The following is a 12,445-nucleotide window of genomic DNA, read 5'->3' as shown; positions in this document are numbered from 1 at the left end:
CTGTTTCCGCAAACCCACGCCAGTTCTCCTGCTACAGGCTCTTTAAACTTATAAATTCTGATATACTAATAAAGGCCAAGGTTCATAGTATGAACCTTGGCCTTCAGTTTGTTAACTGATCAGCACATTGTCTTATCATGGGCTCAGAATTTGTGTGGCCCCGTTGTAATAGTAACAATAATATCATGTTTCGGCAGCTGTGTCAACGGATTGCAACCTCCATGGTTTTCCCTGGAGGAAATGATCTATACAGAAAGTACTCTCATTGGTACAAACGTTTAGACTGGAATATCTTCTTCAGGTTGGAGAACAGGAACATTCACCCAAACAGTATCAGGATACTTCAACCCGGTACCGGTATTGAGCATAACGACCTTCTCATTTGGTTTAATCCAGCCGCTCTCACGCAGTTTTTTTGCTGCGGTATAGTTTGCCGCCCCTTCCGGGCATATAAAAGTTCCTTCCACAGACGCCAGTTCAGCTTGATCGTTAAGTATTTCTTCATCAGTAACGGCAATGGCACAGCCGTTGGTCTGATAAATGGCATCAAGAACCAAAAAGTCCCCCAGTGCTTTGGGTACGGTAATGCCGAAAGCAACAGTGGAGGCATTATTCCAGAATTCAGACGCCGGTTTCTTCTCCTCCCAGGCTTTAACGATAGGTGCACAACCCTCGGCCTGAACAGCAACCATCCGGGGCATTCTATCACCGATCCAGCCTATTTGCTGTAACTCGCGGAAGGCTTTATAAATACCGATTAGGCCAACGCCACCACCGGTAGGGTACAAAACAACATCAGGGACTTCCCAGTTCAGTTGTTCAGCAATTTCCAAGCCCATGGTTTTTTTCCCCTCAATGCGGTACGGCTCTTTGAGCGTAGAAGCATCCATACAACCTAACTTAGCCACAGCCCGACCGACAATTTTGCCGGCATCGCTGATTAATCCATTCACCAAGAACAACTTGGCACCGGCAATAGCGCATTCATTACGGGTAATTGAAGGAGCATCAACAGGCATAACAATATAAGCGTCGATATCTGCTTTCGCTGAGTAGATAGCCCAGGAGGCGCCAGCATTACCGTTTGTTGGCATAGCCAGTGATTTTACTCCCAGTTCCTTGGCTCGTGACACACCTACGGCTGCACCGCGGGATTTGAAGGTTCCACTAGGAATAATGCCCTCATCTTTTAAATAAAGCTCAATACCAAGTTTTTTCCCAAGCTTGTCCAAAGCAAGGAGCGGTGTCATCCCTTCCCCTAAACTAACCTTATTTTTTTCGTCAACAAGCGGCAATAGTTCACGATAACGCCATAGATCCGGTTTACGGTTAGCTAGGCTCTCTTTTTTAAAATTGTCTTTTACCTTATTTAAATCATACCTAACTAAAAGCGGCGCCCCACAGTCAGGACATACCTGTGTAAGTTTATGAGGATCATGCTTAGCATTACATTTGGGACATTCCAGATGAGACATATACATAATACGTTCGCTCCTTCTAACGATTAAATCTTGTCAATATATGGTTTTATATCTACATGAGGCGACCTGGGGTTATCTCCCCATATACTGATGAATATTATACCGCCTTCATATACTATAGTTCAAATCTGATCTTAATCAAATCAAGTAGTTTCTCTCGCAAGTTTAAACTTTAGTGTAGCACGCTCAGTTTGAGTTTTCTCCGGGGTTTTCTAATTAAAGTAGATGCAAAAAGCATTGGGAAAAAGGTGCAAGGGATAGTTCCTGCAATAAATAAAATTAGCCAGCATCCAAGGATACTGGCTAATTTCATCTGGTCGGAGCGACACGACTTGAACGTGCGGCCTCTACCACCCCAAGGTAGCGCTCTACCAAGCTGAGCTACGCCCCGATAAATTATGTATTTGGAGCGGGTGAAGGGAATCGAACCCTCGTAGCTAGCTTGGAAGGCTAGTGCTCTACCATTGAGCTACACCCGCAAACAGTAAATGGTGCCTCAGGACAGAATCGAACTGTCGACACGAGGATTTTCAGTCCTCTGCTCTACCGACTGAGCTACCGAGGCATGTGCAGCTGTCTATAAACGCCCATCTGTGCGATGCTGTTACAACAAGTCTTCTCGCCACCAGGTAGGCTTATAATAGCCTCATAGGCGACGGTGTTGTTGCTCCTGCGATCCGTTGCTCAACGTACTCCGTGTACGTCTCCGCTACGGTTCTCGTCGCGCCTAGCATATGGACATTTCTAGCCACCCGCAGGAGACTAAGGTAAATTGGCGACCCTGAACGGATTTGAACCGTCGATCTCCGCCGTGACAGGGCGGCATGTTAGACCGCTACACCACAGGGCCACTTAACAAATCGCATATTCAAGTATATATCACTTTCTTATTCAAGTCAATACTTATTAATACCAGTTTTATACCAGACATGTGCATTAACGAAATTTATTATATATCAATAGTAAAAAACCGTCAAGTAAATCTACTAGTTAGATTTACCCAGCTAATACCTTGTTTACCGTTTCCTCTACCTGCTCAGGTTCAAAGGGCTTTACGATAAAACTGGATGCACCTGCTTTTATAGCATCAGTAATAATACTACGCTGCCCGATGGCTGTTACCATGATAATACGGGCAAGCGGATCTTCCTCATGAATATGCTTTACGGCCTCAATGCCGTCCATTATTGGCATAGTGATGTCCATCGTAACCAGATCAGGTTTGTGCTGACGGTATAGCTGGACTGCCTGTTTCCCATCCCCTGCCTCAGCAACAATCTCATGGCCTTTATCTGTTAGCAGTTTTTTTAACATCATCCGCATGAACGCTGAATCATCACAAACTAAAATTCTTGACATTCCATAACCTCCTTTATTTGGCGTTCATAATTCGGATTACTGTAACTTTAACCGCAACTTCTCAAGCGTTGGATTTAGATTATTTTTTAGCCGTTCTTCGAGATCTGGCAGTGTCTTGGCATCAAATTCAGCCGTCATAAGCGGTGTTCGCCTGAGTCGTATTTCACTAAAAAATTGATCGCGAAATATATTGTAATTTACAATTAGGTTACTCTCTGTAGCAAAATCACTATAGTCTATTATAACATAAGAACCATTCAATCCTTTAAATGGTTCTTGCGGAGTTATGAAAAGTTCAAATCCCGACAACTGTTTAGGTAGCTGTGCTGCATAAGTCCACTCAACAATTTTCTTTGCTGCAAATTGCGCGCATAAGCAGGTTGGTTCAAAACGGGCTAATCCCCATAGCGTTTTTTCCATCCGGTCTGTCAGTAATTTTTCCAGCGCCGCTAAGTTACCGGTAATAAAACTGATATCGCAGAATTCAGTTAATCCAATAACCGTACGAACTAAGAAATCCTTGGTCGCTTTATCGTACAGAACAGTAAAGCTGCGCCTGGCATTTTGATTGTTATATGTAAAAATGCGGTACTGGGAGCCGCACGTCATTAACTCATTAATAAGCATAAACCCGCACATCTCTTGGGGAAGTTTTTGCAAAAATTCCCATCCTGTTACTTCTTCAATAATTTTTTCCATGTACTAGTCCTCTCCTATAACCTATATACTTAGTATTCTTGGCTCATAGTAAAAAAACCTGCCTATCAAGTAACCAAAAAACAAACTTCGAATAGTATGAAGTAGCTCTACGATGATCACCAAATTTTTACAAGGAGGGAACTATATGTTGAAACGTTGGGGTGGACTGGTGTCAGTCTTACTTGTATTCACCTTTCTCATTACTGCCTGCAGTCAGGCACCTGCTACCCAAGTTACTCCGGTAAGAGGACCTGCATGGGCTCCAGGCTTAAACGCACTGCCGCAGGAAACTGTTGTAAAAGTTGGCATGAAGCAGGTTATTTCTGATGCGGGTATTCTCATCGGCATGGCCAAAGGCTACTATCAGGATCTTGGCATTAAAATTGATCCGGTACAATTTAATTCAGGTCAGGAAATGATTAATCAACTGGCCGCCGGACAATTAGATGTTGGCGCAACAGTGACCGCCTCCGGGCTATTAAACGCCATGTCCCGCGACATACCTGTTAAAATGGTAGCAGATAAAGGCATTAACGTCCCAGGCCAAGGCTACTACCGCTTAGTGGTAAGAAAAGATCTTGCTGATAGTATTAAAGACTTTGCCGATTTGCGCGGTAAAAGGATTGCCGTCGTTGGCACGGCTTCTCTAGATGAGATATGCCTGGCACGGGTTCTGGCTAAAGGCGGCTTGACGACCAAAGATATTGATATGCAGGTAATCCGGGCCTTCCCCGATATGCTTGTTTCGCTGGGTAATAAAAGTATTGATGCTGCTATGGTAATTGAACCCTTTGTGACCCAGGGCGTCGCCAAAGGCATCGTTGACCCCTGGAAAGACCCCTCTGAATATGATCCGGATGCCCAAATTGCGCTATTAGTATACGGTACTAGCATGACCACACGTCCTGATGTAGCTAATCGCTTTATGACTGCCTACGTAAAGTCCCTGCGCGACTATAATGATGCGTTTTTCAAGAATAAGAACAAAGCCGAAGTAATCGATATGCTAAGTAAATATTCAGTTATCAAGGACCCAGCATTATATGAAAAAATGTTTCCTACCGGGCTTAATCCGGACGGCTATCTACGGTTAAAAGGCATTGCTGCAGATTTAGCATGGTATAAAGAAAATAACTTGCTAAAGTCTGAGATTAAACTGGAAGATGCTGTTGATAACAAATATGTAGACTTTGCCGTAAAAACTTTAGGTAAATATCAGTAAACATATGTCTTATACCGGGAGTTGATGATAATGAAAACAGCTATTTCCATACTTTCTCCACTAACTTTATTATTGCTCTGGGAAGCAGCAGCCCGCTTGGGGTTCGTTGACACCCGCCTGCTCTCAAGTCCATCGCTTATTCTCCAGGCTTTTTTCCCCCTGCTGCTTTCCGGCGACCTCATATACAACACCTGGATAAGTGTTTTAAGAGTAATCTGGGGTTTTATTGCCGGTGCCGTTCCTGGGATTCTCCTAGGGATGAGCATGGGGCTTTCTCCCCTTGTCCGCTCAGCTGTTGAGCCCATGATTGCAGCTACATATCCGATTCCAAAACTGGCCATTATGCCACTTATCCTCCTAATCTTTGGGCTAGGCGAAACCTCTAAGATATTTACTATCGCAATTGGTGTATTCTATCTGGTAGTTATTAATACCATGGCTGGGGTTTTAAACATTGATAAAATTTATCTTGAAGTCGCTAAAAACTTCGGCGCCAGCCGCAAGGACTTCTACCTCACGATAGCGTTGCCTGGGGCGCTGCCTATGATCTTTGCCGGACTTAAGCTTGGCATGGGCATGGCTCTCATCCTTATTGTTGCCGCTGAGATGTCGGCTGCCAAAGCCGGTGTAGGCTGGATGATATGGCGCGCCTATGACATGTTTGATATTGAGCAGATGTTTGCTGCGCTTATTACCCTATCAGTACTTGGTTATATCTTTTCTCTTGTACTTGACTGGATGGAACGCCTGGTGCTTCCGTGGAAACAGGCCAGCTAATAGATTTAAAGGAGGTGCGGTTATGCCTTACGACAGCACCAGCATTATCTTAAACAATATCGGAAAAACGTTTATTACAAGCCGTGGTCAGGTTACCGCTCTTACTGATATTAACGCTTCTATAGGTGATGGTGAGTTTTTTTCTATTGTCGGACCCAGCGGCTGTGGTAAAACTACGCTGCTCCGCATCCTCGCTGGCTTAGACACCGCATCTATTGGTACAGTTGATATCACAATTACAACAGGCGACCGTCCGGTAAACTCTATGGTGTTTCAAGAGCAATCTGTCTTCCCCTGGCTTACAGTAATTGACAATGTTGCGTACGGCCTTAAGCTGCGAGGCGTACCTAAAAAAGAGCGTTATGAGATTGCAGAAAAATATATCCGGATGATTGGGCTAACCAAATTTGCTAAAGCATATCCCCATCAGTTGTCAGGTGGTATGAAGCAGAGGGTAAGCGTAGCCCGCGCTTTTGCCAATAACCCTGAAATCCTGCTGATGGATGAGCCCTTCGGTGCACTTGATGAGCAAAACAGGATTCTTCTACAACAAGAGCTACTAAGGATTTGGGAAATAAGCAAAAAAACAACCGTCTTTATCACCCATAGTATTGATGAAGCCTTATGTCTCAGTGATCGCATCATGATTATGACGGCACATCCTGGCACTGTAAAATCAATTGTAGACATTGACCTTCCCCGCCCTCGCGACATTTCAGCGATCCGAACTACACTCCGTTACAACGAGTTGTTCCAGAGTATTTGGCTTACACTGCGCGAAGAGGTATTAAAGGTTAAAGAGATTGAGCTGGCTGACAGCTAAGAAAAAATCCACTGAGAACCATCTCTCAGTGGATTTTTATTAGTAGACGTTAGAAATTTTCTGACAGCCATCTCTCTGCCGCAAAATCCATAGGTAATGTAGACACATAGGCTAATATCCAATCAGGAGCTTGGGCAAGTTCCCGCAGGTCAGCCACCTTTAGATATCCGTGGCATGTTTTGCATACCTGTACAGACCATCCCGGACATTCGCCGCCACACTCTAAAGTCCGTAAGTTGTTGTGACTTTCTTCGCCACAGGCGGCACAACTAAGCCGTTTGAATTGCCAATGAGTTGTACATGTTCCACACACCAGTTTACGTTTACCGTTGTCGTCGTAATACGCTAACGCCGGAGCTGATCCACAGGCCGGACAGATATTCTTCCGCCATGACTTTGACACCTCTTCTCTGTGAATACTCTCAGCCATGATGTTCATCACTGTCTGGCATACAAAGTGGATATACATGCGCAATTGATTGTCTGCCAAACCTTGAGAAATAATCTCTTCACAAGTTTTACTCTGAAGATAGCTCTCGATAAGACGTTGTGCCTCTTCAGGTAATACTGACTTTTGTTCCATTGTGTAAATCACGGTAACAAGAGCATCTGCAGCAAGTGCTAGCGGAAATACGGCTTCATCAAATGCCGGCAATCCGGCAGATATCCGTTTATTCCACTCGTCAGCATGTCGGTTTATTTCCGCTTTAGCTGTTTTACACGCCTCCTGTTGCTGCCACAGGGAAAGGCAATGGCGTATTTTGAAATATTTGTTACTACCAGCCCTGATCATTCCGATTCTCCTTTGCATGTAGTATTTTGTCCTGTTACCTCTCGATACCATTTAGGATGATGACCTGCTGCAAACTTACGGTCAACAGTTCCATAAAGCATTCCCTTGATTGATTCCTTCGAAGCAGGATGAATTAAGGCCATAAACATATGCATACTGATTGCGGCAACAGATACCATGGCTGTAATGCTATGCAGAGGGTAAGACCATCTTACTACCGCCAGAGGAAAATACTCAGGGAACCACATAATAATGCCAGTAACTGTTAATACAGTTCCGCCGCCCAGTGTAATGAATATAGAGTTCATTTTTTCACCGGCATTGAACATCCCCTGCTCAGGCAGTTTGGGATGCCCCCCCATAAATTCTTGGGGAAAGTCCCGAAGAAAGATGATATCATCTTTACCCAGATCGGTAATGCTTTTTATCCACCGCTTGAAGCCGTTCCAATCACCGATTATCAGTATAGCAAGCGAACATACTGAAAATATAGGAGCCAGCCAGCGATGTACGATCTGTGCGTTATGCAGTCCGCCGAACAGGGGGGCCAAGAATGCAAAGTAAGGTGTCATTGCCACAAGACCAGTAAAAAATAAGGTAAAGAACGCGAAGGTGTGTACCCAATGGGATACTCGCTCTGCAACAGAAAATCTTTTAATCCTGCCAGCGTCATCAGGCTTAATCATGTACATCCCCTCCTTTTCCCTCATCAGTGTGATGCCCTTTACCTGCACCGCCCCGATAATTCATGAAGGTACCTATCCCTACCATGGCTAAAGCACCGGCTATACCAAGGCCTCCAAGAGGTAATACCCAGTCTTTCCAGATAGTGAGGGATAACGGTACAGACGGATTTGCCGGCAGATTGTAAAATTGCGGCTCACGTAGCAGGACACAGGCATAATTCAGGCCCCCCAGTTCTGCATCCCCATAAAAGTTAGCCCTTGGATATGATGCTCTGAGTTGTTGGACTCGTTCTCTTGCTTGCTTAACGATTGCCTGCTTCCCACCAAAAATAAGGGCTTGAGGCTGGCATACCTTGACACAAGCCGGACTTAAACCTTGTTCCACCCTATCTGAGCAGCCAGTACACTTGGTCGATTTCTCCAATTTGGCATCCACTCTGGGAATATGAAAGGTGCAGTTGGTTGTGCAATATCCACAACCGATACATTTTGTGTGATCAATTACAACAAAACCCTGTTCGTTATGGGAAATAGCCTTATAATTACAGGCCTTTTCACAGGCAGCGTCAGTGCAATGCATACACTGGTTCTTACGAAAAAACCAATTGTTTCGCTTGTTCTCATAGGTTTCCTGATAACTCATGAAGGTCCATGTGGCAGAAGAATGCACATTCTGAGTCTGGTAACTGTTAACCAAACTGGTTTTTTCGCCTGGTAAGCTATTCCATTGTTTGCAAGCTACACTGCAGGCCCCACATCCTGTGCACTTAGAACTATCGTAAAGCGCCATCATCTTTTCTGCCATCTTACTTCACCTTCCTTATGTCACACAAGCATGCCTTGTATTCCGGAGTTCCGCCAGCAGGATCCATGGCCGAAATGGTAAGGGCGTTAATACTGGGTCCTGTCGCAAGACCCGTAAATCCCCATCCATAAGGGGCATTAACGACATGTGTTTGGTTGCCGTTGATAGCAAGAGGCTGAATCCGGTCTGTGACGACAGCTTTAAGCCTTACAGCACCACGAGCAGAAGCGACCTCAACCATTTCACCGTACTTTACACCCAGTTTGCCGGCAAGAACGGTATCTAGTTCCAGGTAAGCCTCTGGCGCTAATTCGTTTAACCAGTCAATATTTCTGGTTACTGCACCTGAGCAAAAGTGCGCCGCTCCACCACGGTTAGTTGTTAATATATAAGGAAACTGGTCAGATTTGCCAACCTTTTGAATGTCTTTTAAGGTCTCGCGAACAATGGCCACTGGGTTAATTTGAACCTTGGGATGGAACGTATTAATCGCTGGACTTTCGACAGGTTCGTAGTGCTCGGGTAGCGGCCCATCGGATGCAAGTGCTGACACATCAACCGGCATTGACACTCCCTGGGGTTTGTTTGCGAATTTAGCCGCAAATAGACGCCCCATTCGCTCAGCTGTCATTCTGAAAGCCGCCTGGCCTTCCGGTGTATCTGGCCCCTTACTGCGATTCATAATATCAGGAATATCATTGCCCACCCATTGCTGTTTCAACGAATCCCACCAGATTAACGCCTTTTTGGGGTCTACAGGTTCGCCATTGGTATCACATGACGCTCTGTTGTACAAAATGCGTATATTGGCCGGCCATGAGTACGTCCAGCCAGGGAATAAGCCCAGCCCACTGGTATCCCGGTTATCCCGGCGTCTAGCCAAGTTGCCGTTACCAAATACCCCCGCATATACCCAGCACCCGCTTGATACTGTTCCGACTGGAGCTGCAAGGTATTCTCCCAGCGTTTTTATTAGACCGCCACCCTGCGCATAATTGTAACCGTTAATCTCTTTAAGTACTTTTTCCGGATCTGCTTCATGCCCATGGTCATAATCCCAAGTAGCTTTTATGATACCCTGGTCCTTGGCAGCAGTGCTTCCCTCGTATAAATTGCGTACCTTTTTAAATATAAGATCAATCACATCCAGATCAGGCTTGGTATCTCCCTCCGGCTTGACTGCCGCATCTTTCCACTGCACCCAACGGGCACTATTACTAAGGCTACCACCCTTTTCACACCAAAAGGCGACTGGTAATAGAAGCACTTCGGTGTTTATGCTTTGTGGGTTTACGCCAGGTGCTTTCCAAAAGGAAGCGGTTTCATTCTCCCACAGATCAAGAACCACTACCATATCAGCTTTAGAATATCCGGCGGTTACCAACTGATTGTTGGCAATACTAACCATTAAATCTGTGCCAATATTAAACAACAACTTAAATTGGCCCTGGGCGGCCTCCTCCAGCATGGAAACAATTGAAATCTGTTTACCAGACTGATTTTTGGGCAGATAGCTGAAGCAATAATCGTTTTCCTCTGTCGCGTGAGCACCAAACCATGCTTTCAGCAGTGATATCAAATGTTTGCGGGCAGAACTACCTACCCGCATACCATAAGCAGTAGTGTCCTTTTCGGTATCAAGCGGCATAGAGATGTATCCGGGGAGGATGTGACTAAGTTCGGCAAAATCAGAAGATCCTTGTACATTAGGCTCACCGCGCAATGCATTGATGGCTCCACCGGCTTTACCAATGTTGCCTAGCAACAGTTGAAGAATAGTGTAGCATCTTACATTCTGCGATCCGGTTGTATGTTGAGTGATACCCATGGCATACAAGATTGACATAGGGCGGTTTTGGACCATGGTATCAGCAATCTGTTTAATTTTATCTGCAGGTATACCTGAAATCTCCTCTGCTTTGGCAAATGTATAGCGGCTGAAATGTTTTTTGAGCAAACTAAACACAGTACCAGGATCATCAAGGTTTTCGGCCTTAACTGGCTGACCTTGATCATCTAGCACATAGGTCCAGCTATCAGTAGAATAACTGCGTTTTTCAGCGTTATAACCAGAAAACAAACCTTCATCAAAATTGAAGTCAGGGTTTACCTTACACAAGACATTAGTGAAGTTAACTATATAATCACGATCATAGTAGTTATTTTCGAGAATATAATTGATGATTGCACCTAGGTAAGCAATGTCTGTGCCTGGTCTAATTTGAGCAAATACATCAGCTTTACTTGCCGATGTAGTAAAACGGGGGTCGACACAAACTATTTTTGCTCCTTTCCCTTTGGCCTCCATCACATAGCGCATTGCAATCGCGTGGTTTTCCGCTGCGTTAGAACCACCTAGCAAAATACACTTAGAATTTGCTATATCATTAAATGAATTTGTCATGGCTCCCCGGCCAAATGCTGGTGACAGACCTGTCACCGTGGGGGAGTGTCACATACGCGCCTGATGCTCAAGATATTGAACCCCAATCAGCCGGGATAGTTTGGTTACAAGGTAACACTCTTCATTGTCAATTTCTGCTGACCCGAATACCCCAATCGCATCTGTTCGGTTGGCAGCCTCATTCCAGGTTGACTCACGGACATCTTTTATTTTATTGGCTATTTTGTCAATCGCATTATCCCAGGAAATTTCCTCAAACTTAGTACTACCAGCTGCCCGGTACATAGGCTTGGTCACGCGCTTCGGGTTGTGGCGTACTTTGCCCAGGGCAGCCCCCTTCGGACAGAGCGATCCCTGGTTAGTGGGGTGATCTGGATCTCCTTCGATATTAATAACTTCATCGTCCTTGGTGTGAACAATGATCCCGCAACCTCCGGCACAAAAATGGCAGATGGCCGGGACTTCCTTTGTGTCTCTAAGCTTCCAACTCCGTCCCGCTGCTTTAGCCGCGTTTTCGTCTACACCTAATCCTGCCGCAAATACAGCCATTGTCGAAGCAGATAGCTTGATAAACTGCCGTCTGTTCAGCCTCATAATTACCTCCTTATACTAAGGTTATTATTAAAGTCTACTTGGCCCAGCGCAACAATGCGGAAATATTTCAATTATTCTGATTGTAGACTTCTTATTCATTATGATGCTTTTACAGGATAATCGATAGTAAAATATACCAAGATGTAACAATTCAACGCTGAGTGGAATGTTTTATAAACCAACCTGTTTTTTACTTTGCGTTCATTCAGAATTATTGCGTTCAACCAATTTATTGCATAAAAAAAGAACGCCTACAGGCGTTCTTTTCATTTCTTGTGTGGCAGGGGCAGAAGGACTTGAACCCTCAACCAACGGTTTTGGAGACCGCTACTCTACCAATTGAGCTATACCCCTATATGGAGCGGAAAACGAGATTCGAACTCGCGACCCTCGCCTTGGCAAGGCGATGCTCTACCGCTGAGCTACTTCCGCAAGTCAGGATGGCGACCCCGAACGGATTTGAACCGTCGATCTCCGCCGTGACAGGGCGGCATGTTAGACCGCTACACCACGGGGCCGTGTTAATTATTATCTCCCTGACGAGATCTAATATTACCATGCTTTTGACATAATATCAATACCTATTAGAGGTTATTTTATAAAAATATTTACTTATACCTCTGTTTTTTTCTCTATATTGTCCGTTTGCTACAGTTTCAGCGAAAATCGAGTAGGAGCTGAGTAATTATTTACTCAGCGACCTCTCACACCACCGTACGTACCGTTCGGTATACGGCGGTTCAATAGAATTAGTGTATTAATGAATATCTTTCACTTATGGTGATAAAGCCTAATTTCCTTA

At 44.8% G+C, this 12,445-nt stretch carries 10 protein-coding genes and 7 tRNA genes; 3 read left to right on the top strand and 14 right to left on the bottom strand.

Annotation, left to right across the window (positions count from 1 at the left end):
- Window positions 1–278: 278 nt before the first annotated feature.
- The 7 genes from VN447_RS01590 to VN447_RS01560 all read right to left on the bottom strand — a co-directional run bounded on the left by VN447_RS01590 (window position 279) and on the right by VN447_RS01560 (window position 3,539).
- Window positions 279–1,481, bottom strand: a complete 1,203-nt coding sequence (locus VN447_RS01590) for a threonine synthase (protein ID WP_325522121.1) — start codon at window positions 1,479–1,481, stop codon at window positions 279–281.
- A gap of 314 nt (window positions 1,482–1,795) precedes the next feature.
- Window positions 1,796–1,872, bottom strand: a tRNA-Pro gene (locus VN447_RS01585).
- 14 nt (window positions 1,873–1,886) lie between these two features.
- A tRNA-Gly gene (locus VN447_RS01580) sits at window positions 1,887–1,960 on the bottom strand.
- A 10-nt stretch (window positions 1,961–1,970) separates the two neighbouring features.
- Window positions 1,971–2,046 (bottom strand) — tRNA-Phe (locus VN447_RS01575).
- A gap of 208 nt (window positions 2,047–2,254) precedes the next feature.
- Window positions 2,255–2,331: transfer RNA gene (locus VN447_RS01570), tRNA-Asp, on the bottom strand.
- Between the two features lie 146 nt (window positions 2,332–2,477).
- Complete coding sequence (locus VN447_RS01565; protein ID WP_325522119.1) at window positions 2,478–2,840, bottom strand: response regulator; 363 nt, start codon at window positions 2,838–2,840, stop codon at window positions 2,478–2,480.
- A gap of 36 nt (window positions 2,841–2,876) precedes the next feature.
- Window positions 2,877–3,539, bottom strand: a complete 663-nt coding sequence (locus VN447_RS01560) for a hypothetical protein (protein WP_325522117.1) — start codon at window positions 3,537–3,539, stop codon at window positions 2,877–2,879.
- Between the two features lie 145 nt (window positions 3,540–3,684).
- Here VN447_RS01560 and VN447_RS01555 point away from each other — a divergent pair, with 145 nt between their 5' ends.
- Genes VN447_RS01555 through VN447_RS01545 form a run of 3 tightly spaced genes read left to right on the top strand, consistent with a single transcriptional unit; the run spans window position 3,685 to window position 6,361 of the window.
- Window positions 3,685–4,761, top strand: a complete 1,077-nt coding sequence (locus tag VN447_RS01555) for an ABC transporter substrate-binding protein (protein ID WP_325522115.1) — start codon at window positions 3,685–3,687, stop codon at window positions 4,759–4,761.
- A 30-nt stretch (window positions 4,762–4,791) separates the two neighbouring features.
- Entirely contained in the window at window positions 4,792–5,538 is a 747-nt protein-coding gene (locus VN447_RS01550) for an ABC transporter permease (RefSeq protein ID WP_325522113.1), read from the top strand.
- A gap of 22 nt (window positions 5,539–5,560) precedes the next feature.
- Entirely contained in the window at window positions 5,561–6,361 is an 801-nt protein-coding gene (locus VN447_RS01545; RefSeq protein WP_325522111.1) for an ABC transporter ATP-binding protein, read from the top strand.
- Between the two features lie 49 nt (window positions 6,362–6,410).
- On the opposite strand, the gene VN447_RS01540 is transcribed toward VN447_RS01545, so the two are convergent.
- The 7 genes from VN447_RS01540 to VN447_RS01510 form a co-directional block, all read right to left on the bottom strand.
- The gene (locus VN447_RS01540; protein ID WP_325522109.1) at window positions 6,411–7,154 is read right to left on the bottom strand and encodes a formate dehydrogenase accessory protein FdhE; all 744 of its coding nucleotides are present in this window, start codon (window positions 7,152–7,154) and stop codon (window positions 6,411–6,413) included.
- Entirely contained in the window at window positions 7,151–7,840 is a 690-nt protein-coding gene (locus tag VN447_RS01535) for a formate dehydrogenase subunit gamma (RefSeq protein WP_325522107.1), read from the bottom strand. Before VN447_RS01535 ends, VN447_RS01540 begins: the two co-directional genes overlap by 4 nt.
- The gene (locus VN447_RS01530) at window positions 7,833–8,645 is read right to left on the bottom strand and encodes a 4Fe-4S dicluster domain-containing protein (protein ID WP_325522105.1); all 813 of its coding nucleotides are present in this window, start codon (window positions 8,643–8,645) and stop codon (window positions 7,833–7,835) included. Before VN447_RS01530 ends, VN447_RS01535 begins: the two co-directional genes overlap by 8 nt.
- Window position 8,646: 1 nt before the next feature.
- Window positions 8,647–11,643, bottom strand: a complete 2,997-nt coding sequence (gene fdnG / locus VN447_RS01525) for a formate dehydrogenase-N subunit alpha (RefSeq protein WP_325522103.1) — start codon at window positions 11,641–11,643, stop codon at window positions 8,647–8,649.
- A 278-nt stretch (window positions 11,644–11,921) separates the two neighbouring features.
- Window positions 11,922–11,997: transfer RNA gene (locus tag VN447_RS01520), tRNA-Trp, on the bottom strand.
- Between the two features lie 3 nt (window positions 11,998–12,000).
- Window positions 12,001–12,075 (bottom strand) — tRNA-Gly (locus tag VN447_RS01515).
- A 9-nt stretch (window positions 12,076–12,084) separates the two neighbouring features.
- Window positions 12,085–12,161: transfer RNA gene (locus VN447_RS01510), tRNA-Asp, on the bottom strand.
- Between the last annotated feature and the right edge of the window lie 284 nt (window positions 12,162–12,445).

The sequence above is a fragment of the Sporomusa sp. genome, assembly GCF_035561155.1.
GTDB lineage: Bacteria > Bacillota > Negativicutes > Sporomusales > Sporomusaceae > Sporomusa.
This window is presented reverse-complemented; position numbering and strand designations above follow the sequence as displayed.